The sequence below is a fragment of the Arthrobacter sp. 05T420 genome, from assembly GCF_056396305.1.
In genome coordinates this window covers 160,869-187,051 of the sequence record NZ_JBFTLG010000001.1, presented here as the reverse complement: position 1 = coordinate 187,051, position 26,183 = coordinate 160,869, and the positions used below count along the sequence as shown (strand labels likewise).

General features: G+C 65.1%; 24 protein-coding genes. 15 read left to right on the top strand and 9 right to left on the bottom strand.

Features of this window, described 5'->3' with window-relative positions:
- The 6 genes from treZ to glmS form a co-directional block, all read right to left on the bottom strand.
- On the bottom strand, window positions 1–1,818 hold the full coding sequence (treZ, locus tag AC1DEM_RS00940) for a malto-oligosyltrehalose trehalohydrolase (protein WP_476882678.1): 1,818 nt from the start codon (window positions 1,816–1,818) through the stop codon (window positions 1–3).
- A 60-nt stretch (window positions 1,819–1,878) separates the two neighbouring features.
- A complete protein-coding gene (treY, locus tag AC1DEM_RS00935; protein WP_476882677.1) occupies window positions 1,879–4,203 on the bottom strand; it encodes a malto-oligosyltrehalose synthase in 2,325 nt (774 codons plus the stop codon).
- Window positions 4,200–6,578: a glycogen debranching protein GlgX gene (gene glgX / locus AC1DEM_RS00930; protein WP_476882676.1), complete on the bottom strand. Its 2,379-nt coding sequence runs from the start codon at window positions 6,576–6,578 to the stop codon at window positions 4,200–4,202. Before glgX ends, treY begins: the two co-directional genes overlap by 4 nt.
- A gap of 91 nt (window positions 6,579–6,669) precedes the next feature.
- Window positions 6,670–8,208: an NAD(P)H-hydrate epimerase gene (locus tag AC1DEM_RS00925; RefSeq protein WP_476882675.1), complete on the bottom strand. Its 1,539-nt coding sequence runs from the start codon at window positions 8,206–8,208 to the stop codon at window positions 6,670–6,672.
- A 69-nt stretch (window positions 8,209–8,277) separates the two neighbouring features.
- The gene (locus tag AC1DEM_RS00920; protein WP_277526245.1) at window positions 8,278–8,625 is read right to left on the bottom strand and encodes a holo-ACP synthase; all 348 of its coding nucleotides are present in this window, start codon (window positions 8,623–8,625) and stop codon (window positions 8,278–8,280) included.
- Between the two features lie 4 nt (window positions 8,626–8,629).
- A complete protein-coding gene (glmS, locus tag AC1DEM_RS00915; RefSeq protein ID WP_476882674.1) occupies window positions 8,630–10,522 on the bottom strand; it encodes a glutamine--fructose-6-phosphate transaminase (isomerizing) in 1,893 nt (630 codons plus the stop codon).
- Between the two features lie 146 nt (window positions 10,523–10,668).
- Between glmS and coaA the strand changes: the two genes are divergently transcribed.
- Entirely contained in the window at window positions 10,669–11,634 is a 966-nt protein-coding gene (gene coaA / locus AC1DEM_RS00910) for a type I pantothenate kinase (protein WP_377985309.1), read from the top strand.
- A gap of 5 nt (window positions 11,635–11,639) precedes the next feature.
- The gene (locus AC1DEM_RS00905) at window positions 11,640–12,566 is read left to right on the top strand and encodes a M15 family metallopeptidase (RefSeq protein ID WP_476882673.1); all 927 of its coding nucleotides are present in this window, start codon (window positions 11,640–11,642) and stop codon (window positions 12,564–12,566) included.
- Window positions 12,567–12,611: 45 nt separating this feature from the next.
- Here the strand turns inward: AC1DEM_RS00905 and glmM are convergent, their stop codons facing one another.
- The 3 genes from glmM to rplM form a co-directional block, all read right to left on the bottom strand.
- Window positions 12,612–13,973 (bottom strand): phosphoglucosamine mutase, encoded by a 1,362-nt coding sequence (gene glmM / locus AC1DEM_RS00900; protein ID WP_476882672.1) that lies wholly within the window; start codon window positions 13,971–13,973, stop codon window positions 12,612–12,614.
- A gap of 199 nt (window positions 13,974–14,172) precedes the next feature.
- Window positions 14,173–14,679: a 30S ribosomal protein S9 gene (gene rpsI, locus AC1DEM_RS00895; protein ID WP_226760362.1), complete on the bottom strand. Its 507-nt coding sequence runs from the start codon at window positions 14,677–14,679 to the stop codon at window positions 14,173–14,175.
- Between the two features lie 38 nt (window positions 14,680–14,717).
- On the bottom strand, window positions 14,718–15,161 hold the full coding sequence (rplM, locus tag AC1DEM_RS00890) for a 50S ribosomal protein L13 (RefSeq protein WP_015937805.1): 444 nt from the start codon (window positions 15,159–15,161) through the stop codon (window positions 14,718–14,720).
- Between the two features lie 321 nt (window positions 15,162–15,482).
- On the opposite strand from rplM, the gene AC1DEM_RS00885 reads away from it, so the two are divergent.
- From AC1DEM_RS00885 to AC1DEM_RS00825, 13 genes are all read left to right on the top strand, one after another.
- The gene (locus AC1DEM_RS00885; protein WP_476882671.1) at window positions 15,483–16,184 is read left to right on the top strand and encodes a prepilin peptidase; all 702 of its coding nucleotides are present in this window, start codon (window positions 15,483–15,485) and stop codon (window positions 16,182–16,184) included.
- 270 nt (window positions 16,185–16,454) lie between these two features.
- On the top strand, window positions 16,455–16,661 hold the full coding sequence (locus tag AC1DEM_RS00880) for a Flp family type IVb pilin (RefSeq protein ID WP_476882670.1): 207 nt from the start codon (window positions 16,455–16,457) through the stop codon (window positions 16,659–16,661).
- 184 nt (window positions 16,662–16,845) lie between these two features.
- Entirely contained in the window at window positions 16,846–17,538 is a 693-nt protein-coding gene (gene cpaB / locus AC1DEM_RS00875) for a Flp pilus assembly protein CpaB (RefSeq protein WP_476882669.1), read from the top strand.
- The gene (locus AC1DEM_RS00870) at window positions 17,535–18,737 is read left to right on the top strand and encodes a CpaE/TadZ family protein (RefSeq protein ID WP_476882668.1); all 1,203 of its coding nucleotides are present in this window, start codon (window positions 17,535–17,537) and stop codon (window positions 18,735–18,737) included. Before cpaB ends, AC1DEM_RS00870 begins: the two co-directional genes overlap by 4 nt.
- The gene (locus tag AC1DEM_RS00865) at window positions 18,724–20,172 is read left to right on the top strand and encodes a CpaF family protein (protein WP_476882667.1); all 1,449 of its coding nucleotides are present in this window, start codon (window positions 18,724–18,726) and stop codon (window positions 20,170–20,172) included. Before AC1DEM_RS00870 ends, AC1DEM_RS00865 begins: the two co-directional genes overlap by 14 nt.
- 57 nt (window positions 20,173–20,229) lie before the next feature.
- A complete protein-coding gene (locus tag AC1DEM_RS00860; protein ID WP_476882666.1) occupies window positions 20,230–21,123 on the top strand; it encodes a type II secretion system F family protein in 894 nt (297 codons plus the stop codon).
- Between the two features lie 12 nt (window positions 21,124–21,135).
- Window positions 21,136–22,017 carry a type II secretion system F family protein gene (locus tag AC1DEM_RS00855; RefSeq protein ID WP_476882665.1) on the top strand — a complete coding sequence of 294 codons (882 nt, stop codon included), beginning with the start codon at window positions 21,136–21,138 and terminating at the stop codon, window positions 22,015–22,017.
- A 59-nt stretch (window positions 22,018–22,076) separates the two neighbouring features.
- Entirely contained in the window at window positions 22,077–22,532 is a 456-nt protein-coding gene (locus AC1DEM_RS00850) for a TadE/TadG family type IV pilus assembly protein (protein WP_476882664.1), read from the top strand.
- Window positions 22,520–23,983, top strand: coding sequence for a pilus assembly protein TadG-related protein (locus AC1DEM_RS00845; protein ID WP_476882663.1), 1,464 nt, complete (start codon window positions 22,520–22,522; stop codon window positions 23,981–23,983). Before AC1DEM_RS00850 ends, AC1DEM_RS00845 begins: the two co-directional genes overlap by 13 nt.
- 275 nt (window positions 23,984–24,258) lie before the next feature.
- Window positions 24,259–24,471, top strand: a complete 213-nt coding sequence (locus AC1DEM_RS00840) for a Flp family type IVb pilin (protein ID WP_476882662.1) — start codon at window positions 24,259–24,261, stop codon at window positions 24,469–24,471.
- Window positions 24,472–24,520: 49 nt separating this feature from the next.
- Window positions 24,521–24,748: a Flp family type IVb pilin gene (locus AC1DEM_RS00835; RefSeq protein WP_476882661.1), complete on the top strand. Its 228-nt coding sequence runs from the start codon at window positions 24,521–24,523 to the stop codon at window positions 24,746–24,748.
- Window positions 24,749–24,839: 91 nt separating this feature from the next.
- Window positions 24,840–25,214 carry a TadE family protein gene (locus tag AC1DEM_RS00830; protein ID WP_476882660.1) on the top strand — a complete coding sequence of 125 codons (375 nt, stop codon included), beginning with the start codon at window positions 24,840–24,842 and terminating at the stop codon, window positions 25,212–25,214.
- Between the two features lie 5 nt (window positions 25,215–25,219).
- Entirely contained in the window at window positions 25,220–26,182 is a 963-nt protein-coding gene (locus AC1DEM_RS00825) for a pilus assembly protein TadG-related protein (protein ID WP_476882659.1), read from the top strand.
- Window position 26,183: the final 1 nt, after the last annotated feature.

The following is a 26,183-nucleotide window of genomic DNA, read 5'->3' as shown; positions in this document are numbered from 1 at the left end:
TTAGTTGGTGAGAATCGCGGCGCTGTGACCGGGGAGCTCGAGCCGGCCGGCCGGCTCACCGGCGGACGGGTCCCCTCCGGGAGCCTGCCCTGCGCCGGAAGATGAGTCCAGCCTGACGGCGTCGTCCGTGGCCAGCGCGAGAGTGCCCCCGCGGACCGGAAGCCGCCGCCCCTCCGCGGAAAAGTTCATCGCCACCTCGGTGCGGCCGCGGCGCAGCAGCAGCCAGCCCTGGTCGTCGCTGACGTCGACGACGGTGTCCTCGAAGCCGGGTTCCGTCAGGTCCGGCGTGGTGCGGCGCAGCGCGATCAGCGCCCGGTAGAGCTCCAGGAGGCGCGCGTGGTCTCCTCCGGAGGCTTCGGCCCAGTCGAGCTTGGACCGGGTGAAGGTCTCCGGATCCTGCGGATCGGGCACGACGGCGGGGTCCCAGCCCATGCGCTCGAACTCCCTGATCCGTCCCTCGGCTGTCGCCCTGCCCAGCTCGGGCTCCGGATGGGAGGTGAAGAACTGCCACGGGGTGGTGGCCCCGTATTCCTCGCCCATGAACAGCATGGGTGTGAACGGCGAGGTCAGGGTGGCGACGGCGGCCAGCGCGAGCTGCCCGTAGCCCAGCGTCTGGGACAGCCTGTCCCCGGTGGCCCGGTTGCCGATCTGGTCATGGTTCTGGCTGCACACCACCAGCGCGGCCGGGTGCACCCGTGCCGGGTCGATGGGCCGGCCGTGGTGGCGGGCGCGGAAGCTGGAGTAGCTGCCGTCGTGGAAGAACCCGCGCTCCAGGACCCTGGCCAGCGAGCCCAGCGAGTCGAAGTCGGCGTAGTACCCGGTAGTCTCGCCGCTGACGTTGACGTGGACGGCGTGGTGGAAGTCATCGCTCCACTGCCCGGCCAGCCCGTAACCGTTGGCACCCCGCGGGTAGAGCAGGCGAGGGTTGTTCAGGTCCGATTCCGCGATCATCGTGGCCGGGCGTCCGGTCTCGGCGGAGATATCGTCCGCGAGGGCGCCGAAGTCTTCGAGCAGGTGAACGGCGCGCTCGTCCTTGAAGGCGTGCACGGCGTCCAGCCGGAGGCCGTCCACGTGGTAGTCCCGTAGCCACATCGCCGCGTTGTCCAGGATGTAGCGGCGCACCTCGTCCGACTCCGGGCCGTCCAGGTTGACGGAGTCGCCCCAGGTGTTGCCCTCCCCCGACTTCAGGTAGGGCCCGAATCGTGGAAGGTAGTTTCCGCTGGGGCCGAGGTGGTTGTAGACCACGTCCTGGATGACGCCAAGGCCTGCGGCATGGGCGGCGTCGACGAAGCGCTGGTACGCGGCGGGCCCGCCGTAGCCTTCGTGCACGGCGTACCAGAGGACGCCGTCGTATCCCCAGTTGTGCGTGCCGTTGAACCCATTGACCGGCAACAACTCCACGAAGTCGATGCCCAGCTCCGACAGGTACTGCAGCTTCCCCGCAGCGGCGTCCAGCGTTCCCTCCGGCGTGAAGGTGCCCACGTGGAGTTCGTAGATGACGGCGCCCTTGAGCTCCCGTCCGGCCCACTCGCGGTCAGCCCACTGGTGGTTTCCGGCGTCGAACGTGCGGGAGAGCGCGTGGACGCCCGCGGGCTGGCGGCGGGACCGCGGATCCGGCAGCGGGGTCTCGTCCCCATCCACCAGGTAGCCGTAGTCCACTTCCCCGGCGGCGGGCGCCCCGGGGGCCGTCCACCAGCCGCGCGCCTCCCCGCCGCGGCGGGTCATTTCATACTTCCGGCCGTCAGCGAGGAGCGTAACCGCCTGAGCGTCGGGTGCCCAGAGATCGAATCGTTCGCTTCCGTGTGCAGGCAAGGTCATGGCATTCTTCCGTTCCCCAAAATGTCGGTACTTACCAAATGTCGGTACTGAAAGGACTGCTTAGGCGGTGGGCACCAGGAGGGCCACCGGGTAGTCCCGCAGGATCTCCCGCACGGCTACGGTGCCCGGACCGTGCGTGGAACCGGTCAGTTCATCGGCCATGGCCGCGGCGAGCTCGATGGTGGTGTCCTGCCATCCGCCCCGCTGCTCCAGGCCGCGGGGCAGCCGGGTGGCGAGCGTCAGCGCGCCCGGGGCTGAGGGTGTTCCGCGGTCAAAGGCGAGCAGGTGTGCTGCAGCGGTGCCCGTAGCCGTGACCGGCGTGTACCCGGTAAACAGCTCCGGCCGGTCCCGCCGCAGGCGCAGGGCCCGCGAGGTGACGAGGAGTTTCGCCGCCTCGTCCAGGAACGACGCCGGACGCTCACCGGCGTCAAGCGCGGCGAGGGCGCGCCGGCGGGCGCCGAAGTCGAACGGCCGCCGGTTGTCCGGATCGGTCAGCGAGCGGTCCCAGAACTCGGTGCCCTGGTACACGTCCGGCACCCCGGGCATGGTGAGCTGCACGAGCTTGGCGCCGAGTGAGTTGGCGGCCCCGTACGGCTCCAGCAAGGCTACGAGAGACTCCAGCTCTGTTGTCACCTCCGGCGTGTCGAAGGCGGCGTCGACGGCGGCTGACAGCTTCGCCTCGAAAGCCTCGTCCGGATCGATCCAGTTGGTCGAGTTCCCGGCTTCCCGGGCGGCTTTCTGGGCGTAGGACTGCAGCCGGTCGCGGTCCGCGGGCCAGGCGCCGGCGATGGCCTGCCACAGCAGGTTGGCCAGCGGCCCGTCCGGCAGGGGCGCCAGCTTCTGCAGCCGCTGCAGGGAGGCGTGCCATTCCGGCGCGAGCTCCGCGAGGACCGAGATCCGGGCGCGGGTGTCCTCGCTGCGTTTGGTGTCGTGGGTGCTGAGGGTCGTCATGGACAACGGCTGCGCGGCCTGGCGGCGGGCCATCCGGTGGTGGAACTCCTCCGGCGCCACCGCAAACTCGGTGGGGTCGGCACCGACTTCCGTCAGGGTGCCCAACCGTGTGTACCGGAAGAACGCGGTGTCTTCCACGCCCTTGGCCATCACCATCCCGGAGGTCTGCTGGAAGCGGATGCCCAGTTCGGCGTCCGCGCCAGGACCAGCATCAAGCAGGAGCGGCAGGAGCACGCCGATGGCGCCTTCCAGTTCGGGGCGACGGCGGAGCGCGAGCTCGCAGGCCTCCTTGAGGACGTCTGCACCCTCCGGAAGGTAACTCCGGTAGACCGGGAACGCGGCAATGATTTCGGATAGCGCGTCCGCCGCGGCCTCTTGGGCCAGCCCTGCCTCGGCCGGGACCAGCCGTGCCAGCCGCAGCATTTCCGAGTGCAGGATTCCGTCCGTGATCCGTCGTTTGGTGCCGCGGATCATGTCCTCGTAGTCGGCAGCGCCGCCGCGCAGTTCGGCGTCGAGGGCGTCGAGCGGGCCCTGGCCGGCGGCGTCGACGAACACCCGGTCGACGTCCGCGAGTGCGTCGTAGCCGGTGGTGCCCTCGCACTCGAAACCGGCCGGCAGGCTCTCGCCTGGTTCCAGGATCTTCTCGATCAGCAGGTAGCTGCCGCCGGTGACTTCGCGCAGCCGGTGCAGGTATCCCTCTGGGTCGGCGAGGCCGTCCGGGTGGTCGATCCGCAGCCCGTCGACGAGCCCTTCCCGGAACCACCGCACAACCTCGGCGTGGGCTTCATCGAAGACCTCGGGAAGCTCCACCCGGATCCCGGCCAGGCTGTTGACGGCAAAAAACCGGCGGTAGTTCAGGTCCGTGTCCGCCCGGCGCCAGCCGATCAGCTCGTAGTGTTGCCGGTCGTGGACCGCGCGGGGGTCATCGCCCTCCGTGTAGGTGCCCTCGGCCAGCGGAAAGCGGTGGTCATAGTAGCGCAGTTCCCCGTCACGGATTTCGAGCGCGTCAACGTCCGAGTCCGCGCCGAGCACGGGGATCCGTACGCGGCCGCCGCCAAAGTCCCAGTCGACGTCGAACGCCTGCGCGTAGCGGGACTGCTGCCCCTCCTTTAGGAGGGACCACCACCACGGGTTCTGAATCGGCGTCGCGACGCCGACATGGTTGGGCACGATATCGACCAGCACGCCCATGCCGGCTTCCCGCGCGGCCGTCGACGCCGCCAGCAGGCCTTCAGCGCCGCCCCGGTCCGGATCAATGGCAGAGGGATCGGTGACGTCGTAACCGTGGTCCGATCCCTGCTCCGCCGTGAGGATCGGGGAAAGATAGATCCAGTCCACGCCCAGCGACTTCAGGTACGGCACTGTCTGCGCGGCGTCCTGCAGCGTAAAGCCGGGACGGATCTGCAGCCGGTACGTGGAGACCGGCGTCCTCATGAGGCCGGACCCTTCTTGGACCGCGGCTTCTTGCCGGCCTTGGTCGAGGCACGCTTGCCCGGGGCGCGCTTCGCCGGAGCGGCCGTATCGGCGGCGGCCTTAGCGGCAGCCTCCGAGGCGGCAGCGGCCTCAGCCTCGGCGGCCTCAGCGGCAGCCCCCGCAGCGGCCTCGGCCTCGGCGGCCGCCGTAGCCGCTGCCGTGCCCTCTTCCTCGTGCTCGGCCATCGCGGCCAGGGATGCAGCCGCGGAGTAGTCCACTTCCACCTCGGGACCGGAGTGTGCCCGGAGCACGACCATCGACTTGGCCGCCAGCTTCACCACGGAACCAGCCTTGAGCGGTTCCTCGGTATCGGCCTGGTCTGCGGTATCCACCAGCACGTCCCAGAACCGTGAGTACTCCTCGGACGGCAGCGCAAAGTCCACGTCGTCGTCGTGGGCGTTGAAGCCGAGCAGGAAACTGTCGTCAGTGATCCGGCGCCCGCGGGAGTCCTGTTCCTGGATGCCGTGTCCGTTGTAGAACACGCCGATGGTCCGGCCGAAACCGCTGCCCCAGTCCTCCGGGAGCATTTCGGTACCGTCCGTTTTCAGCCAGACGATGTCCGGGAGCTTCTCGCCCTCGCCACGGCGCACCGGGCGGCCGTCGAAGAAGCGGCTGCGCCGGAAGGTCGGGTGGTCGTGTCGGATCTTGTTGACTACGGCGGTGAACTCGACCAGTGGCTGGTCCATCGCGTCCCAGTGGATCCAGCTCAGTTCGGAGTCCTGGCAGTAGGTGTTGTTGTTGCCCTGCTGGGTGCGGCCGAGTTCGTCGCCGTGCAGGAGCATCGGGACGCCCTGGGAGAGCAGCAGGGTAGCGATGAAGTTGCGCTGCTGGCGGGCGCGGAGGGTCAAGACGTGGTCGTTGTCCGTATCCCCCTCCTCGCCGCAGTTCCAGGAGCGGTTGTGGGATTCGCCGTCGTTGTTGCCCTCGCCGTTGGCGTCGTTGTGCTTCTCGTTGTAGGAGACGAGGTCGCGCATGGTGAAGCCGTCGTGGGCCGTGACGAAGTTGATCGAGGCCACCGGGCGCCGGGCGGAGCTCTCGTAGAGGTCGGCCGAACCCGTCAGGCGCGAGGCGAATTCGCCCAGGGTGGACGGTTCGCCGCGCCAGAAGTCACGGACGGTGTCGCGGTACTTGCCGTTCCACTCGGTCCACTGCGGCGGGAAGTTGCCCACCTGGTAGCCGCCGGGGCCGATGTCCCACGGCTCGGCGATCAGCTTGACCTGGGAGACGATCGGGTCCTGCTGGATCAGTTCGAAGAAGGTGGAGAGCTTGTCGACGTCGTAGAACTCGCGGGCCAACGTTGAGGCGAGGTCGAAGCGGAACCCGTCCACGTGCATTTCAGTGACCCAGTACCGCAGGGAGTCCATCAGCAGCTGCAGCGAGTGCGGGTGCCGGACGTTGAGGGAGTTTCCGGTTCCGGTGTAGTCCATGTAGTGCTTCAGGTCATCGTCCACCAGCCGGTAGTAGGCCTGGTTGTCGATGCCCTTAAACGACAGCGTGGGGCCGAGGTGATTGCCTTCCGCGGTGTGGTTGTAGACCACGTCCAGGATCACCTCGATGCCGGCCTTGTGCAGTTCGCGGACCATAGCCTTGAACTCCTGGACCTGGTGCCCGACGTCGCCGGAGGAACTGTAGGTGTTCTGCGGAGCGAAGAAGCCGATGGTGTTGTAGCCCCAGTAGTTGTTGAGGCCCTTCTCCTCCAGGGTGCCGTCGTTGACGAACTGGTGGACGGGCATGAGCTCGATCGCAGTGACGCCGAGCTTCTTCAGGTGCTCAATCACCGCCGGGTGCGAGACGCCGGCATAGGTGCCGCGCTGTTCTTCGGGAATTTCCGGGTGGAGCTCGGTCAGGCCCTTGACGTGGGCCTCGTAGATGACCGACTGGTGGTATGGGATCCGCAACTGGCGGTCGCCGTCCCATTCGAAAAACGGATTGATGACCACACCGTGCATGGTGTGGGGGGCCGAGTCCGTGTCATTGCGGGACGTGGGATCCCCGAAATTATAGGTAAAGAGCGCCGGGTCCCAGTCGATCTGGCCCTGAACGGCCTTGGCATAGGGGTCCATCAGCAGCTTGTTGGCGTTGAACCGGTTGCCGTTTTCCGGCTCGTACTCTCCGTGGACGCGGTAGCCGTACTTCTGTCCGGGCTGCACCTGCGGCAGGTAGCAGTGCCAGACGTAGCCGTCCACCTCGGACAGTTCGATCCGGGTTTCGGTCAAGTCGTCAGCCAGGAGGCACAGTTCCACCCGCTCGGCGCGCTCGCTGAACAGGGCAAAGTTGGTTCCAGTGCCGTCAAAAGTGGCTCCCAGTGGGTAAGCCGTTCCGGGCCAGACTTCCATGTGTACTCCTCGTGCGTGACGAATTATTCTCTAGACAGACTACTGGTAAGTAGGATTAGCATTTGTCCGGGCGCACTGAGGCGTCCGTTTATTACAGTTCGCGCATCACCTCCGGAACGGCATGGGCGATGGCCGTTGCTGTCACCGGCCCCCCGCGGGAAGCCCGGACTCCGGCGCGGCCGTGGACGCTGGCCGCCATCGCCGCGATCGCGGCCCATCTGGCGTCGGGATCAATGCCATGCCCACCGAAGCGCCCGACGTCGGCACCCAACTGGGCCAGCAGTGCACCGATCACTCCTGCCAGGACGTCGCCGCTGCCCGCCGTGGCGAGCCAGGGCGTACCCTCGGCCTGGCTGAAGAAGTCCTGGAAGGGGGAGGCCACCAGGGTCGTGGCACCCTTGAGCAGCACTGTGGCTTCGGTCAGACCCGCAGCCCGCCGCACGGCGCTGAGCGTGGATGCCTCTACCTCGGAGCGGTCCAATCCAGCCCCGAGGCGCTGAAGCAAGGCTGACAGTTCGCCGGCGTGGGGTGTCAGGATCACTTGCGGGGCCAGCACGTCAGGCAGGGCGGGCAATGCGCCGGCGTCGGCGATCGTCGGCAGGCCCGAGTCTGCGGCGTCGCGGGCGCGCTGCAACTGCTGCACATCGGAGTCATCCAGTCCGGAGCCAACGAGCCAGGCCTGGACGTGCGTGTCGGCCACGGCGCCGTCGCCGCACACCACCTCGGGGCAGGCCTGGCGGACCAGGTCGGCGACGTCCGGTGGCCCAAGGTAACGCACCATGCCGACGCCGGCGGCCAGGGCGCCCTTGCAAGCCAGCACCGCGGCGCCGGGATAGGCGCGGGAGCCTGCGACCACGCCAAGCACCCCCCTGGAATACTTGTGCGCCCGCCGCTCCGGGCGTGGCAGGAGGGCGGAAAGGTCCCCGGCCTCAAGCCGTCGCAGGGCCGGCCATGGCAGCGCTCCTTCGATTCCGATCGGAACGACCTGCACGCGGCCCGTAAAGTCGGCGCCGGGGTCCGCCAGCAGGCCTGCCTTGGCGGCACCAAACGTCACCGTCATGTCAGCGGCCAGCACCGGCGTGTGCGCCTCCCCCGTGTCCGCGTCGACGCCGCTGGGGATGTCGCAGGCCACGACCAAGGGGAAACGGGAGCCCGGCCGGGTGCGCTCCAAGGCCGCGACCAGCCCGGCCGCCGGCCCCCGCAGCCCGCCCTGGGCCCCGGTCCCGAGGATTGCGTCAATCACGACGTCGGCACCGCCGGCCATCGCGACGAGCTCGGCCACGTTGTCCCCCGTGAGGACCACGGCGTGCCCGCCCGCTTTCCGGAACGCCGCCAGCCCGGCGTCGTGGGCCGCGCCGGCTGTGAGCACCGCCGTCGTCCGCATGCCGCGGCGGGCCAGCAGCGCGGCGGCGAATAGCCCGTCCCCGCCGTTGTTGCCCTTGCCGGCCAGCACGGCCACGCTGGAACCGTACAGCCGCTGCCCGCGGCCGCGCAGGGCGCCAATGATGGCGTTGGCGAGGCCGTAGGCGGCCCGCTGCATGAGAACAGCGCCCGCACCGGAGCCCAAGGTGTCGTCGAGAAATGGCTTCTCGGCTTCTCGTACCTGGGTTCCGGTGTAGGCGCTGATCATGGTTTCAGTCCATTCGCGGTCGCTGGGGGAATGCCTCGCGCTCAGGCCGGCTCGGCCTGAACGGCTCTCTCAGCCTTCGGCGACAACTGTCGCGGTGGCGATCCCGCCGTCGTGGCTCATGGACAAGTGCCAGCGCTTTACGCCCTTAGACTCCGCCACAGCCAGCACGGTGCCTTTGACCTGGATGGTGGGACCGTTCTGGTCCAGCCCGATCCAGCAGTCCTGCCAGTTCATGCCGGCCGGAGCCCCCAGCACCTTAGCCACGGCCTCCTTGGCCGCAAACCGCGCGGCGAGGGAGCGTGTGTTCAGTTCCCGCTCGGCGGGGACGAACAGCCTGTCGCGCAGGCCGGGGGTGCGCTCGAGCTGGCGCCCGAACCGCTCAATGTCTACGACGTCTACGCCTATGCCAACAATCATGGCGTTATTCTACGGTCACGCTCTTGGCCAGGTTGCGCGGCTGATCCACGTCATACCCCTTGGCCGAGGCGAGTGCGAGGGCGAAGATCTGCAGCGGAACCGTTGCGAGCAGCGGCGCCAGGAGCGTGGGAGTCTCCGGGATGTAGAAGACGTGCTCGGCGTACGCCTTGACGGCCTCGTCCCCTTCCTCCGCGATCACGATGGTCCGGGCGCCACGGGCGCGGACTTCCTGGATGTTGGAGACCACCTTGGCGTGCAGCGAGTCGCGGCCGCGCGGGGACGGGACCACCACGAAGACGGGCTGGCCTTCCTCTATGAGGGCGATCGGGCCGTGCTTGAGCTCGCCGGCGGCGAAGCCCTCGGCGTGGATGTACGCGAGCTCCTTGAGCTTGAGCGCACCTTCCATCGCCACCGGGAAGCCGACGTGGCGGCCCAGGAACAGCACGGACTTGGCCTCGGCCATGGACCGGCCGAGTTCCTTGATCTGGTCCTCGTTGTCGAGGATGCGCTGGATCTTGGCCGGAATCTTGCCCAGGTCGGCCAGGATGTCCTTGATCTCGCCCTGGAACTTGTTGCCGCGCAGCTGTGCCAAATAAAGGCCCAGCAGGTAGGCGGCCGTGATCTGGGCCAGGAACGCCTTGGTGGAGGCCACGGCAATCTCGGGTCCGGCGTGCGTGTACAGCACGGCGTCCGATTCCCGCGGGATGGTGGACCCGTTGGTGTTGCAGATGGAAACCGTCTTGGCGCCCTGTTCCTTGGCATAGCGGACCGCCATGAGGGTGTCCATGGTCTCGCCGGACTGGGAGATGGAGACAATCAGCGTGTTCTCATCCACGATCGGATCCCGGTAGCGGAATTCGTGCGAGAGTTCGACCTCGGTGGGGATCCGGCACCAGTGCTCAATGGCGTATTTCGCAACCTGGCCGGCATAGGCGGAGGTGCCGCACGCCAGGACGATGATCTTGTCGACGTTCTTGAGCAGCTGCGGATCAACACGGAGCTCATCAAGGGTCAGCTTGCCGTGGATGTCGGAGCGGCCCAGCAGGGTCTGCAGCACGGCGTCCGGCTGGTCGTGGATTTCCTTTTCCATGAAGGACGGGAAGCCGCCCTTCTCCGCGGAGGCAGGGTCCCAGTTGACGTGGTATTCCTTGCCCTCGGCGGGGGCACCGTAGAAGTCGGTGATCTCCACGGCGTCCGCCGTGATCGTGACGATCTGGTCCTGGCCGAGTTCCACGGCGCGCCGGGTGTAGTCGATAAAGCCGGAGACGTCGGAACCGAGGAAGTTCTCGCCGTCGCCGAGGCCGACGACGAGCGGGGAGTTCCGGCGGGCCGCGACCACCACGTCAGGCTGGTCGGCATGAACGGCGAGGAGCGTGAACGCTCCCTCAAGCCGCTGGCAGGCAAGCTGCATGGCCAGGGTGAGGCCGCCATTGGTGACGTCACCGCCCAGCTGATTCCGGTAGATGTCCCCGAGCAGGGCAGCAGCTACTTCCGTGTCGGTCTCGGATTCGAAGGTGACGCCCTTGCCCACGAGTTCCAGCTTGAGCTCGGCGAAGTTCTCGATGATGCCGTTGTGGATCAGGGCCAGCTTGCCGCCGTCGGACAGGTGCGGGTGCGCGTTCTGGTCCGTCGGGCCGCCGTGCGTGGCCCAGCGCGTGTGGCCGATTCCCGTCAGGGATTCCGGCAGCGGGCGGTTGTCCAGCTCCGTGATGAGGTTGCTCAGTTTGCCCGACTTCTTCCGGGAAGAAATGGTGCCGTCGGCAACCACCGCAATACCCGCGGAGTCGTAGCCCCGGTACTCCAAGCGCCGCAATCCTTCAAGGACAACGTCCAAGGCATTGTGTCCAGCATTTACCCGGCCATCTGAGTGGCCCACATATCCAACGATTCCACACATGGTCATTAGCCTAGCGGGTTTCCGGGAGGGAGGACGTGGGACAGCGGCTCCTGAACGCCCCGGCGCGGGGCCGTGGAGGGCCCTGCCCCGGCTCTCACCGGCCAGTCCATTTCGCTCTCGGCGCTGTGGAGGGCAGAATCTCTAGGGTGACTTTGCAACGCAATGAAGCGAACGGGGAAGGTGTCTCGCCGTTCGTGGAGCTGGACCGGCAGACCTGGTCCCGGCTCGCTGCCCAGATGGAGCAGCCCCTCAATGAAGAGGATGTGTTCCGCCTTCGCGGCCTCGGGGACCCCCTCGACATCAAGGAAGTGCGCGAGGTCTATCTGCCGCTGTCCCGGCTCCTGCACCTTTATGTGGAAGCCGCCGGCCAACTCCACTCAGCCACCACCACCTTCCTCGGCGAAACCACCCAGCGCACGCCGTTCGTGATCGGCGTGGCCGGTTCGGTGGCCGTGGGCAAGTCCACCATCGCCCGCGTCTTGCGGGAAATGCTTCGCCGCTGGCCGGGCACCCCCAACGTGGAGCTCATCACCACGGATGGATTCCTCTACCCGCTCGCTGAGCTCAAGCGCCGGCAACTGCTGGAGCGCAAGGGGTTTCCGGAGTCGTACGACCGCCGGGCCCTGCTGCGCTTCGTGAGCGAGATCAAAGGCGGCGCCGAGGAAGTCCGTGCCCCCTGGTATTCCCACGTCACCTACGACATCGTCCCCGGCAAGGAAGTGGTGGTCCGCCGGCCGGACGTGCTGATTGTCGAGGGACTGAACGTCCTGGCGCCGGCCCGGCCGCGGCAGGACGGCCGGCAGGGCCTGGCCCTGAGTGACTTCTTCGACTTCTCCATCTACGTCGACGCGAAGACCTCGTATATCGAGGAATGGTACGTGGACCGGTTCCGCAAACTGCGGACCACGGCCTTTGCCCAGCCGGAATCGTACTTCCACCGCTATGCGACCCTCTCCGATGCCGAGGCCGAAGAGACCGCGCGCGAGATCTGGAAGCGCATCAACGAGCCCAACCTCGAGGAAAACGTCCTCCCCACCCGGGGCCGCGCGCAACTGGTCCTGACCAAGGACGCCGACCACTCCATCCGCCGGATGCTGCTGAGGAAGGTCTAGCACAGATGTGCTACGACGACGCGGACCGGGTGTTAGGGCGGCAGTCGGCCGGCCCGGATTCGCCGAGCCGGCGGGCCTTCAGCCGCCTCCTGCTGGCGGGCACCGGCCTCGCGGCGCTGTCCGCCTGCACCCCGGACCAGCCCCCCACGCCGTCAGGCACACCGGGGTCATCTCCCGGCCCAGGCACCGGCAGTGCGACGCCGACCGCCACAGCCGCGCCGTCGGGCTCGCCCGCGAGCACCCCGTCGGCGACGCCGACGCCCGCGACGCCGTCGGCCGTCCCGCCGTCGGCCACGGCACACCCGCCGTCGGCCACTGCGCCGGGCCGGCAGCATTCACTGACGGACCCCGCCAGCCCGTGGGTGATCGTCAACAAGCACCGGCCGCTCTCCCCTGCCAACTTTGTGCCGCCGGATCTGGTCCGGCCGGCCGTGCGGCTGGCTACCTCGGGCGAGGCGGCACTACTGAACAGCACCACGGCGGCCGCAGCGGAGAAGATGTTTGCTGCGGCGGCAGCGGAGGGCGTCATCATCACGCTGGCCAGTGGTTACCGTTCGTTCGCCACGCAGACGGTAACCTACGGCAGTTACGTCAATACCCGGGGACGGGCCGAGGCGGACACCGCTTCCGCCCGACCCGGGTACTCCGAACACCAGACGGGCTGGGCCTTCGACATCGGCGATGGCAGCGGCGCAGACGCCTTTACCCCACAGTTCAAGGACCGGCCGGCGGCAATCTGGGCCAAGGCGAACGCCCACCGCTTCGGCTTCGTGGTCCGCTACCCGTGGATGCTGCACCCAATCACCGGCTATTTCTACGAGCCATGGCACCTGCGCTTCATCGGCACCCAGGCGGCGACGGACATGTCCGCCCGCGGGATCGGCACGCTGGAACAGTACTTCGGCCTGGAGGCCGCCCCCGCCTACCGGTAAGGGCGACAACGGCCACAACGGGCCGACGGAACTGTTACAGGCTGGCTATTCCGGGACGAGCTCGAGGGCCAATTCGGTCCGGACCACTTGGGCCAGCCGCTCGGCGACGCCCAGGGCGGTTTCGTGGTCTGCGGCCTCCACCATTACCCGCACCACCGGTTCGGTGCCGGAGGGACGCAACAGGACGCGGCCGGTGTCGCCGAGTTCAGATTCGGCGATCGACACGGCGGCGGCCACAGCTTCATCGCCCTTGACCCGGGTACGGTCCACGCCTTTGACGTTGATGAGGACCTGGGGCAGCTTGGTCATCACCATGGACAGCTCCTTGAGCGGGCGCCCGGTGAGGGCCACTTGGGCTGCAATCTGCAGGCCAGTCAGCACGCCGTCGCCGGTGGTGGCGTGGTCGGCAAAAATCACGTGCCCGGACTGCTCGCCGCCAAGGTTGAAGCCGCCGTTGCGCATTTCCTCCAGGACGTAGCGGTCCCCCACGCCGGTTTCGCGCAAGCTGATCCCGGCGTCGCGCAGGGCGAGCTTCAGGCCGAGGTTGCTCATGACGGTGGCCACAAGGACATCGTCCTTGAGCTTTCCGGAGGCCTTGAGGGCGACGGCCAGGATGGCCATGATCTGGTCACCATCAACCTCGTTGCCTTCGTGGTCCACGGCAAGGCAACGGTCGGCGTCGCCGTCGTGGGCGATGCCGAGGTCCGCCCCGTGGTCCAGGACGGCGCGCTTGAGCGGGCCGAGGTGAGTGGAGCCAACCCCTTCGTTGATGTTGAGTCCGTCCGGCTCGGCGCCAATGACGATCACGTCGGCGCCGGCGTCCTTGAACACCTGCGGGGAACAGCCGCTGGCTGCGCCGTGGGCGCAGTCGAGCACTACTTTCAATCCGTCGAGTCGGTGCGGAAGCGTGCCGAGCAGGTGCACGATGTAGCGGTCCTCGGCGTCGGAGAAGCGCTGGATCCGGCCCACCTCAGCACCGACGGGCCGGAAGGGCTCCTTGCCGAGCTGTACTTCGATGGCGTCCTCGACGTCGTCGGGTAGCTTTTGGCCGCCACGGGCGAAGAATTTGATGCCGTTGTCCGGCGCGGGGTTATGGGAGGCGGAGATCATGACGCCGAAGTCGGCGTCGAGGTCGGCCACGAGGTAGGCGGCAGCCGGGGTGGGGAGCACGCCGGCGTCGTAGACATCGATTCCCGAGCTTGAGAGGCCGGCCTCCACGGCGGCCGCGATGAACTCGCCACTGGCCCGGGGGTCGCGGGCAACCACGGCGATCGGCCGCTTCCCGGTCGTGTTGCGGTCATGGCCAAGTACGACGGCGGCGGCCTGGGCTAGCTGTAACGCGAGCTCTGCGGTGAGCAACCCGTTCGCCAAACCCCGGACTCCATCGGTTCCAAATAATCTAGACATCGACCCAAGCTTAGTCGATGGCCCGGGCAAGTCCTGCTTTAACGGCGAAAGCCCGCCCCGCCGAGTGGCAGAACGGGCTTTCGTGCAAGCGCCAGAAACGCTTGGAAGCAGATTAACGCTTCTGGACCCGAGCGCTAAAAAGCGCCGAGGGCCCCAATCGCCGGTCGCGCCAGCGGCCGACGATTGGGTAGGCGCATTTTTAGCGCTTGGAGTACTGCTGAGCCTTACGGGCCTTCTTGAGACCGGCCTTCTTACGCTCGATGACGCGGGCGTCACGGCGCAGGTAACCGGCCTTCTTCAGGGTGGCGCGGTTGTTCTCGGTGTCGATCTCGTTCAGCGAACGGGCGATGCCGAGGCGCAGGGCACCGGCCTGGCCGGAGATGCCGCCACCGTGAATGCGGGCGATGACGTCGTAAGCGCCGTCAAGATCGAGGATCTTGAAGGGCTCGTTGACGTCCTGCTGGTGCAGCTTGTTCGGGAAGTAGTTCGCCAGCTCGCGGCCGTTGATGGTCCACTTGCCGGTGCCGGGCACGATGCGAACGCGTGCAACGGCTTCCTTACGACGGCCAACTGCAGCGCCGGCAACGGTCAGTGCCGGGCGTTCCTTCTTGGGCGCTTCTGCTTCTGCAGGACCGCTCTCCGAGGTGTAGCTGGTCAGGTTTTCCTCAGCCACAACGGCCTCGGTGGTCTCTTCGTTCTGAGCCACGATTCTCCTTGTATAGATAAGTTGTTTGGTGGCCAGGACTACTGGGCGACCTGGGTGATTTCGAAAGTCTTGGGCTGCTGGGCGGCGTGGGGGTGCTCTGCACCGCGGTACACCTTCAGCTTGCCCAGCTGCTGTGCAGCGAGGGAGTTCTTCGGGAGCATGCCCTTGATGGCCTTTTCCACGGCGCGAACCGGGTTGGACTCAAGCAGCTCCGCGTAGTTGACGGAGGTCAGGCCGCCCGGGTAGCCGGAGTGGCGGTATGCGCGCTTCTGCTCCAGCTTGGCGCCGGTGAGGGCAACCTTTTCAGCGTTGATGATGATGACGAAGTCGCCCATGTCCATGTGGGACGCAAAGGTGGCCTTGTGCTTGCCGCGCAGCAGGATTGCGGTCTGGCTGGCAAGACGACCAAGGACAACGTCGGTGGCGTCAATGACGTGCCACTGGCGGTTGATATCGCCGGGCTTCGGGGTGTACGTACGCACGGTGTTTGCCTCGTTCTTGTTCTGGCGTTCTTGTTTTAGGCGTCACTCTTACGGTGCACCTACTATCTATGCGCTACCGGAACAGAGGTGAGGGCTCTATGTAACCAGTCATCCTTAGGTCTCGAATGTGCACGTTGAGTAGCTATCCTGCAACCGGATTCTCAAGCGGGCACGCACCATCGAGATAGGACACGCACAACGACTACCAAGAATAGCCTGCCACGGCCTCTTGGGTCAAAATGGGGTGTCCGGATGCATCCTGTCTGCTCCCTTAGTTCCACAGACTGTCCCGTGCCGGCCCGTCGCATCCCTGGAGGAACCGTGTCCGATCCCGCCACAGCAGGCTCCATCTCCATGCTGCTTGCACCGCCGGCCGGATCGTTCACCGGGATCCTCTTCATAGCCGGCGTCGCCCTCGCGGGCGCATGCCTCTCCTTTTTGGCCGAACTCCTCATCCGGCGTACGCTCCCCCGCCTTGGCGGACCCATGACAGTACACATGAGAATTACGACGGCGGCAGCCACCTCCGCGCTGTCCGCCCTGCTGGCCTGGCGCTTCGGGCTCTCCCCGGAGCTCCCCGCGTACGTCCTGCTGGCAGTGGCCGGCGTCCAGCTGGCGCGCATCGACCTGCAGCACCATCTTTTGCCCAACCGGATGGTCCTCCCGCTGTTGGGGGCCGGAATTGCGCTGCTCGGGGCCGCGGCCGGGGTGTCTGGCGAGGCAGGTAGCCTGCTACGCGGGGTGGCCGGCGCCTTAATATTGTTCGTTTTGTACCTCTTTCTGGCCCTGACCAGCCGAAACGGCCTCGGAATGGGTGATGTGAAGCTCGCGGCACCACTTGGCCTGTACTTGGGCTACCTAGGCTGGTCCCACTTGTTCTACGGCGGCGCCCTGGGGTTCGTCGCAGGCGGCCTCGTCTCCGTGGTCCTCTTGCTGAAAAACCGCGAAAACAAGCCGAAGGAAGTCCCCTATGGGCCCTCGATGCTCGCGGCCGGCCTGGCCGTCATCCTGCTGCTGCCCTAGGTAGCCTCCGCCTTCACCTGGGCCGCGAATTAAGTAAGACCGCTTATCAAACCAAGTAATCGGGCCCTGCCCCTACTTGGAAACTGAGTACACCTCTCATTTGCGGGCAGGTGGTGCCCACAATTTCCTTCCAAAAGTCGAGTATCGAACTTCATTGCCGTGCCGTTTGCGGCCATGCAAATGTTGTTCCAACGAAGCTCCAGCAAATAGGCAAAGGGGATTTGCTGGAACTTCGTTCACTATTCGCAAACTCTGGAAAAGGAAATTAAAATGACTGGTCTCATGGTCTCAATGCTCACTTTTGTCTCTGGAATCAAGAATCGCCTCACGGACGAAGAAAAGGGCGCCACCGCCGTTGAATACGGAATTATGGTGGCCCTGATCGCGGTCGTCATTATCGGCGCGGTCGCCCTCTTCGGCACCAGCCTACGAACCGTCTTCCAAGGCGTCACGACCCAGCTCAACCTGGTCCGGTAGCGGCCTCACCGCCCGCTGCCCTGCCGGCTGTCCGCCATACGGGGGCAGCCGGCAGAGTCGTTCCCGGCCTGGGATCTCTACATCCAGCCTGACGCCACAACGTGCGTCCACGCATTGTTGAGCTGTACGAAAAGGTGAGGAAGCAATCATGAAATCGCGTTTATTCGCAGGGCTAGCTGCGCTCGTGCTGGCGATCGCCGGCACTTTCATGCTGGTGAACTACGTGTCAAATGCCGACCGCCGAGCACAGGAATCGCTCGATCCTGTGGACGTTGTTGTCGTCGATACGCCGGTTCCGGCCGGAACAAGGGTGGAAGACTTAGCATCGCATGTCCGGGTTCGGTCCATCCCGGGTGCGGCGAAAGCCGACGGTGCCCTGACGTCGCTTGACGGTTCCAGCGGACAGGTCACGTCCGTTGCGCTGGAATCGGGAGAGCAGGTGCTCGCGAGCCGCCTGGTCGACCCATCCCAACAGACCACTCCGGGGGCCGTTAAAGTTCCTGAGGGAATGCAGGAAGTCACCATCCTCCTGCCGCCGGAAAGCGTTGTCGGCGGTACCCTCCGCGCAGGAGATCTGGTGGGACTCTACGTCACTCAAACTGACCCAGCGTCACCCCAGCAGGCCAGCACACAACTGGTCTTCGACAAGGTCCTGGTGACTGCCGTCCAGCAGGCGCCCCCGAGCAGCGGAAACACTGCGGATGGAACGTCCGCTGTTCCCAGCGGCTCCTCATTTGTGACCCTCGCCCGCAATTCTACCGACTCGGCCAAAATCATTCTCAGTGCCCGCGTCGGCAATATCTGGTTGACCAAGCAGACATTGAAAACCCCGGCCAGCGTACGCACGGCCGTCACTACCAGCGGGATCTTCCGATGAGCCGCTTCCTGGTCCTGACCTCATCAGCGGAGTTCGAGCGCCAGCTCGCCACTGCCCTGGGAGAAGCGCACGAGGTTCAGGTCCTTGCATCCGAAGCCGCGGGCGGCAGCCCGGGCCAGCTGCTGGCTCGAAACCTGGGCGGGGCCGTCGATGTACTGGTATTTGGCCCCGACATCAGGACAGAAAAGATGCTCGTCATGGCGGCAGGCCTCGAGCTCGGTTTCCCGGACATTGTGCTGGTGCTGGTGGCAATGGCGGCACCAGAGCTCACGCTGGCCGCCATGCGATCCGGCATCCGAGATGTCCTGCCACCGGATACGGAGGCTGGACGGATGCGGGCAGCGTTGGAACACGCTGCCGAAACGTCCAGGAATCGCAAGCAGATTGCCTCCGAGGAGGCAATCCAGAAACGCGTCCGCGGGCGGGTGATCTCCGTAATGTCCCCTAAGGGAGGGGTGGGTAAGACCACCGTTGCCACCAACCTGGCCGTCGGACTGGCCAAGCTGGCACCCATGGGGGCGGTTATTGTCGATCTCGACCTTCAATTCGGCGACGTAGCCTCGGGGCTGGGTCTGGAGCCCCAATATACGATCAATGACGCAGTGACCGGCGCAGCGTCGAGTGACGCCATGGTTCTGAAGGCCTTTCTTAGCCGGCATCCGTCTGGGGCCTATGCCATGTGTGCGCCGCGGCGGCCGGCGGAAGCTGACCTCATCAAGCCCGCGCATGTGATCACTCTGATCAACCAGCTCTCGCTGGAATTCCCCTATGTCATTTTGGATACGTCGCCGGGACTTGGGGAAGAAGTCTTGGCGGTGCTGGAACTAGCTACCGACGGCGTATGGGTTTGCGGGATGGATATTCCCAGCATCCGTGGCCTCAACCACGGGCTGGAGGTGCTGCGGCAACTCGACCTCATGCCCCCGTCCAACACGGTTGTCCTTAACTTCGCAGACAAGCGCAGCGGCCTATCCGTCCAGGACGTTGAAGCCACCGTTGGGCTGCCGGTCGACATCATCCTGCCGTGGTCGCGCACATTGCCGTTTTCAACCAACGCCGGCGTACCGCTGCTCCAGGAAAATCGCCGGGATCCTGCCCTGAAAGGGCTAAAAAACCTGATAGCCCTTCTCGGCCCGAATCCGTCGACCCCCGCCAGCAAGAACCTGAACCGAAGGGGCGAAAGCCATGAGTCTCGTTGATCGACTTGAAGCCATCCGGATTGCTCCGGCAAGCCTGGCGGACGCCGTCAACCCGCCCGGGACCGCCACGGTTGCAGTTCTCCCAACCGCCGAACCAGCGGGCAATCACCTCTTAGGCACGCTGGCCAAAGCACCGCAAACCGCGTCCTCGGATGCCCTGGCGGGGATCAAGAAGCGCGCGGCCGAAGAGCTGACGGCCCGTCTGGGCAGTCGGATCACCGACAGCAGCCTCGACGAAGGCGACGTGCGCCGCATGGTGCGCGAGGCACTTGCCTCCTTCATCGATGACGAACAGGTCCCCCTGACACCGGAAGAAAGGCGGCGTCTCATCCGGGAGATCGTGGACGAGGTCCTGGGCCTGGGGCCGCTGCAGCGGCTTCTTGACGACCCTCTCGTCTCCGAAATCATGGTCAACGGTTCTGACCGCATCTACGTGGAACGCGGCGGCCGGCTGCACTTGACCGGGACAACGTTTAGTTCGGATGCCCACCTGCGCAGGGTGATCGAAAGAATTGTCTCGCGGGTGGGGCGCCGCATCGACGAGTCCTCGCCGCTGGTTGACGCCAGGCTGCAGGACGGTTCGCGCGTCAACGCGGTGATCCCGCCCCTCGCGGTGGACGGCCCGTCCTTGACGATCCGAAAGTTCTCCGCCGTACCACTGACCGTCGAGGACCTGATCAGGTTCGACTCCCTCTCACCGGCCATGGCACAGTTGCTCCACGCATGTGTCCAGGCACGTCTGAATATCATCGTTTCCGGTGGTACCGGCACGGGAAAAACCACACTGCTCAACGTTCTCTCCTCGTTCATTCCAGACGACGAACGCATCGTCACCATTGAAGACGCCGTGGAACTGCAACTGCAGCAGGAGCACGTGGTCCGTTTGGAAAGCAGACCGGAAAATGTCGAGGGCCGGGGTGCCGTTGGGATCCGCGAACTCGTGCGAAATTCCCTGCGCATGCGGCCGGACAGGATCGTGGTTGGCGAAGTCCGCGGCGGAGAAGCCCTGGACATGCTCCAGGCCATGAATACCGGCCATGACGGTTCGATCTCCACCGTGCACTCAAACTCGCCCCGGGATGCAATAGCCCGCATGGAGACCTTGGTCCTCATGGCAGGGATGGACCTTCCCCTGCGGGCCATCCGCGAACAAATCGCCAGCGCAGTCCACCTGATCGTGCAGCTGAGCAGGCTGAAGGACGGAACACGCCGGGTCACCCACATCACAGAAGTCCTGGGTATGGAGGGCGAAGTCGTGACGCTGCAGGACGCTTTCGTCTTCGACTATGCGGCCGGCGTTGACCAGGACGGTCGATTTATCGGCAAGCCCATTCCCACGGGTGTCCGCCCGCGCTTCGTCGAACGGTTCGCCGACCTGGGAATCAGTGTCCCCGGCGAAATCTTCTTTCCCGCACCCCACAAGTCGGGGCGGTGAGCCCCCGTGTCCCATGATTCTGTTCTGCTTGCGGGTACCGTGCTCATTTTGCTCGCCGTGACCCTCGCCCTTTTTGGCGCGTTCCGTCCCCGGTACACGGACATCCACGTCGACCGGAGAAGGCCGCCGGCGGAGTCCACCTCCTCGATGATTTCGAAGCTGAGCGGCGTAACGGTCGCGGCCGTGGAGCGGCGCGTCGGGCACAAGAGCAGCGGCCCTTTCGGCCGCGAGGCACTCGCCGGGGCAGGCCTGAAACTCCAGCCCTCCGAATTCGCCGTCCTGATCTTGGTTGCCGCCTTCGTTCTGGGGCTGGCGGGATTCGTGTTTCAGGGCTGGCTTCTAGCCATCGTGTTCGCCGGCATCTGTCCGGTGGCCGCCAAAGCGCTTATCTCTTTCAAAACAGGCCGCCGCCGCGCCGCCTTCGAGGGCCAGCTCAGCGACATGCTCATGTCCCTCTCGGGCAGCCTGCGTGCCGGCCACAGCATCGCCCAGAGCATGCGCAGCGCCAGCGTCGAGATGTCGGCTCCGATGGGTGAGGAACTCGCCAGGATCGTCAACGAGGACAGAGTCGGCCGTTCGCTTTCAGAGTCCATGGCCGAGGTGGGCCTGAAATTGGAATGCGAGGACTTCCAATGGCTCAGCCAGGCGATTGAGATCAACCGTGAGGTCGGCGGCGACTTGGCCGGGGTTCTCGACCACGTTGCAGACACCGTGCGAGAAAGGGCTCAGATCAAGGGCCAAGTACGTGCATTGGCGGCGGAAGGAAAGTTCTCGGCATACATCCTGATTGCGTTGCCGTTCTTCGTCGCCGTGTTCATCAATCTCGTCAATCCGGGATACATGTCGGTCCTTTTCTCGACTGTGCTGGGCTGGATCCTCATTACAGCCAGCGTGATCATGATGGCCATCGGGTCCTTCTGGATCAGCCGCATGGTCAAGATCGCATTCTAAGGAGCTGAACACATGACCACCACGGTCTGGCTGTTGATCGCCAGTATCATCCTTCCTTTGACCTACTTTGCCTGGTCATTGATTGACTTCGACAGGGCTTCCGGCCGCTTGATCCGATCGAGGCTCGCCGCCGCTTCGAGCCCACAGCCCGGTGGTTCAGAGGTCGGTCCACACCGGCTGGTCATTCTGGCCCGCAGGCTGACTCCGACGGCCTATGTGTCCCGCTTGGACCGGATGCTCGGGAAGGCGGGACGGCCGGCCTCAATGCCGCTGGACCGCCTCCTGACTCTGAAACCCTCGGCCGCTCTTGGCGGGGCACTCTTGGCCCTTCTATTTGGTGGTGCAAGAAGCCCGCAGGGAGTCCTTCTGTCGGTATTCTTCACGGCGGCCTGCTACGTCCTTCCCGATCTGCTCGTTTACAACAGCGGTACGAAGCGCCAGGCAAGATTGCGGCTGGATCTGCCCAATGTCCTTGACCAACTGCTGATCTCGGTCGAGGCAGGCCTAGGGTTCGAGGTCGCCATGGCCCGGGTCGGGGCCAACGGATCGGGTCCCGTCGCGGAAGAAATGGTGCGGACACTGCAGGACATCCAAGCCGGTAGTACGCGCCGTGACGCGTACAAGGCCATGGCCGCCCGGTCCTCGGTTCCGGAGTTGAAGAGCTTCGTAAGCGCAATCATCCAGGCTGATGTGCAGGGGCTTTCCGTGGCACGGGTGTTGAAACCCCAGGCGGACCAGATGCGAATTCGGCGACGTCTTCGGGCAGAGGAAAAGGCAATGAAGCTTCCAGTGGCCGTGGTTTTTCCGCTGCTTCTCTTTATTTTTCCGCCGCTGTTTATCGTCATCCTTGGTCCCGCCGTTATTAATGCCATCGCCACCTTTTCGGGCCGTTGACCAATACATCCAACCCGGCACGCCGTTCAAAATCACCCTCTGATCGAAAGGAGCAACAGATGCTTAGGTCCAGAACAGGATATCGACGGGTTCGGGATGGCCGGCAGCGCGGTGCAACGGCAGTTGAATTTGCCTTGATTTTGCCCTTGCTCCTGTCCATGCTCCTTGGTGTGATCGACTTTGGGATGGCCTTCGGTCAAAGTGTCAACCTGCAGGGAGCGGCCCGCGAAAGCGCGAGACAAGGAGTGACGCAAGGTGACGTCATAGCGTCCGCCAACCGTGCGGCGGGTTCGCTGGACAGTAGCCAACTCCAGGTTCGCTTCGCCGTCGACACCTCGGCTGGGGCTCCCGGGCTTATGGTCGTTTGCCTGCGCTACCCTCAGTCTTCCCTGACCGGTTTCTTTTCCTGGGTACTCGGCGGAGTCTTCGAGGCCAAAGCCGTTATGAAAATGGAAAGCCCGGCGGCTGTGGCCTCGGGTGCACAGCGTTGGACCGGAGGGTCATGCACGCCTTGACACCAGGACCGTTCCTGAAGCGGCTATTTCGCGTCCGTACTAACCGGGAGCAGGCGAAGGAGAGTAACGCACGCAGCAAGGCATCCCTGGAGCGTGGAGCGGCGGCCGTCATCTTCGCTCTGATGGTTCCGGTGCTATTCGGGGCCCTTGCGATGGCCCTCGACGTCGGCAGGTTGGTCTACGAGCGCCAGCACCTGAGCAATGCAATGGACGCCGCCGCGCTGGCTGGTGCGTCATACCTCCCCGGCGACCCGGTGGCTGCCCGCAACGCTGCGGCATCATTCGCCCGGGCCAACGACCCGGCAGCGGCACCCGCGGTCACCTTCTGGTGCGTGGTGGCGTCAACAGGTGCGGGCCGGACTGTGGTCACCAGTCAGATTCCGAGCGTCTGCAATCCCGGAACAATCGCCGGCGCCAGATGCAGCGAAACCATCTGCGCAATCCCCTGTATCCCGGGGGGTAGCAACTCCTGTAATTCGATCACAGCGACCGACGACAAGGACGTCGCATTCAATTTCGCGCCCGTGATCGGGATTAATAGCGGCAACACCGGCTCACTGGCCTCGGACGCGTGCAAGGGTTCCTGCGGCTCCCAGACACCGAACCCCATGGACGTCGCACTGGTGGCAGACCGGACGGGCAGTATGAGCGACACTGACCTTGCCAGTATGAAAACCGCCATTCAGACCACACTCAAGACTATGACCAAGGACCAACAGTACGTAGCCTTGGGCACCATCGGTCGTAGCAGCCCCACCACCGGCTGCAACACTAACCCTTCGGGTTCGGCCACGAGTGGCCCATGGATTCCCGTCCCGTTCTCCAACGACTACACCACCACAGGCATACCGGCCGCGCTCAACAACGGCAGCGCACTCGTCCAGGGTGTGCAGTGCCTGGCGCACTCGGGCAGCGGCACCTACCTGGCCTCACCCGTGAAGGCCGCGGCTCGATATCTGCTTGGACTGGACGCCAACAACCTCGGGAGCCTGCCGGCCCGTGCAGGAACACCCCGTAAGGCCATTGTCTTGGAGACTGATGGTCAACCGAACGAGACCGGCATCGGAGAAGTTACCTCGGTGGACGCCTCAGGCGACATCACGAACTCGAACGGAGCGTTTGCCTGCGACAATCTGAAGGCAGTTGCCGCCGACGCAAAGTCTAAGAACATCCTGATCGTCACTGTCGCGTACAACGCAGCAACGTCCGCCCGGTGCGGTGGCAGCCCAACCTTTGTGCGCGACGTTCTCGCTGCCGCTGCCTCCGAGAAGTCCCCGGGAGTCCCAAGCACCGCCAGCAACGATTGTTCGACGCCGGCCCTAGCGGCTGCGGAGAACTCCGACGGAGATTATTTCTTCTGCGCCTCAAACGGAGCGGACCTCGGACCGATCTTTGTCTCAGCTATCAATGCGATCAGTTCCAACTCCCGACTGATACGTATCCCGAGCTGACTGATCGGCCGGCGTACACGGAACCGCCGGCCGTAGGACACCCAGAAACCGGACCCCCTTGGACCAGAGCCGAGGGGGTCCTTCTGTTTGCCAGGAATTCGGCGAAGAACCTGTATACGAGCGCAGGTTGGGCGCAGTGAATGTACAGGAAAGATGCAGTTTGGGAAGCCTTGGCACAGGATGCGTCAAAGCCGAATCGTCGGCGTGTCGTCGGTTGCTAAGTTCCTCTCAGTGCTGGTGCAGGGCCAGCCTCCCAACTCGCTCAGGAGTCACCAATGCGTTCTATTCTCTCCAGCTTCGCAGCCCGCCTTCGCCGAGACCAGCGCGGCGCCACCGCCGTCGAATACGGCATCATGGTCTCCCTCATCGCCGTCGTGATCATCGTCGCCGTGACACTCCTCGGCACCACTATGAAAAACACGTTTAGCCAGGTGCAGTGCCAGGTCTCAGGTAAGACCTGGACAGCCGCTACGTCCGTTTGCTCGTAGCACCCCGCCGAAGTCCCTCTCCGCTAGCCGGTCCGTACAGGAGGCATTCATGCGTTCTTTCCCCAGTAACATCACTGCCCGTCTTTGCCGCGACCAGCGCGGCGCCACCGCCGTTGAATACGGCATCATGGTCTCGCTGATCGCGGTCGTGGTCATCGCGGCTGTCGCACTCCTTGGCGGCTCCTTGCATGACACGTTCGTACAGGTCCAATGCTCCGTATCGCATGGAGCTTTCGCGGCAGGTGGCGCGGCCGGGCAGGCTTCCTGCACGCCGTAATCCCGTCGGCCCCGAATCATCGTGTGGTGGCGGCTCGGAGCCGCCACCACACGACCAACCGGCAAGCGACCGGCAGAAAGGCGGCCCCTCAATGTCCAAGACAAATGAACGGGGGGCCGTGGCCGTGGAGTTCGCCCTCCTGGCTCCGGTACTGATCATGCTGCTGTTGGGCATCATGGAGTTCGGTCGCGCCTACAACGTCCAGATTTCGCTGTCCAGCGCCGCCCGCGAAGGCGTGCGCGTGATGGCAATAGGCAACGACCCCATGGCCGCGCGGACCGCAGCCAAAAACGCGGCCCCGGCTCTGAAGCCTGCCTTGACGGACGCCAATATCACCGTCAATCCCGCCACCTGTACCACCGGAGCGCAAGTGACCTTCACGATCTCCTACACCCTCGCCACCATGACAGGCATTGCCGGGCCATTCCCGATGCAAGGCACGGGAGTCATGGTATGCGGCGGCTAGGCAAGGTGAGCGCGGAGGGAAACGGCGAGCGCGGCGCCGTCAGCATCCTCGTCGCGATCCTCATGGTGACCCTTTTGGGGTTCGCCGCCCTAGCGGTCGACGTCGGCATGCTTTACGCCGAGCGGACCCAGGATCAGAACGGCTCGGATGCAGTGGCACTTATGATCGCCCAAAAGTGCGCCAAGGACATCAGCGACGCCGACTGCTCCACCAGTTCTCCGCTCGCCCGAAGCCTCGCCAACGGCAACGCCCCCGACGGCGCGAGCAACATAGCAGCCCTCGTCCTGGACAAGGCCGCCCGCACCGTGAAAGTAACGGTGGGGGCCCAGGAAGCAGGTAAGACGCCCAACAGGGTTTCGCTCTTCTTTGCCCGTGCCATGGGTTTTTCAAGCGCCGAAGTAACAGCCACGTCCCGTGTGCAGTGGGGGACGCCGTCCACGGGCACGATCCTTCTGCCCCTGGCCATAGCCCAATGCAAACTCAACCTGGTACCCCGTTCGCTGGCTGGCGCCGAACAGGTCCTGGACATGGATTCCGGCGGCTGCGGCGAGATCCCGGGTGGCTTCGGCTGGATTACGGATAGCGATGCAAAATGCGGAGTCACCCTGACCGCCGGGCAGGCGAACAGTGCTGGCGCATGGTTCACCAGCAACACGGGCGCGAGCGCACCAGGCGAGTGCACGGCTGCGGACATGAGCAAGATGAATGACCAAACAGTCCTTTTCCCGCTATACGACGTGGCTGCCGGTAACGGCTCCAGCGGCAAGTATTACGTGAAGGGATTTGCCGCCTTCCATGTCACTGGCTACCGCTTCGCCAATTACAGCTGGTCATTGAGCGGGACCCTCAAGAACAAGACCATCAGGGGCTATTTCGTCCGTTACGTCTCGCTGTCCGACGCCTTCGAACTCGGCGCGGCACCGGACTACGGGACCGCAATAGTCCGCCTAACCATTGGAGCGCCCTAAT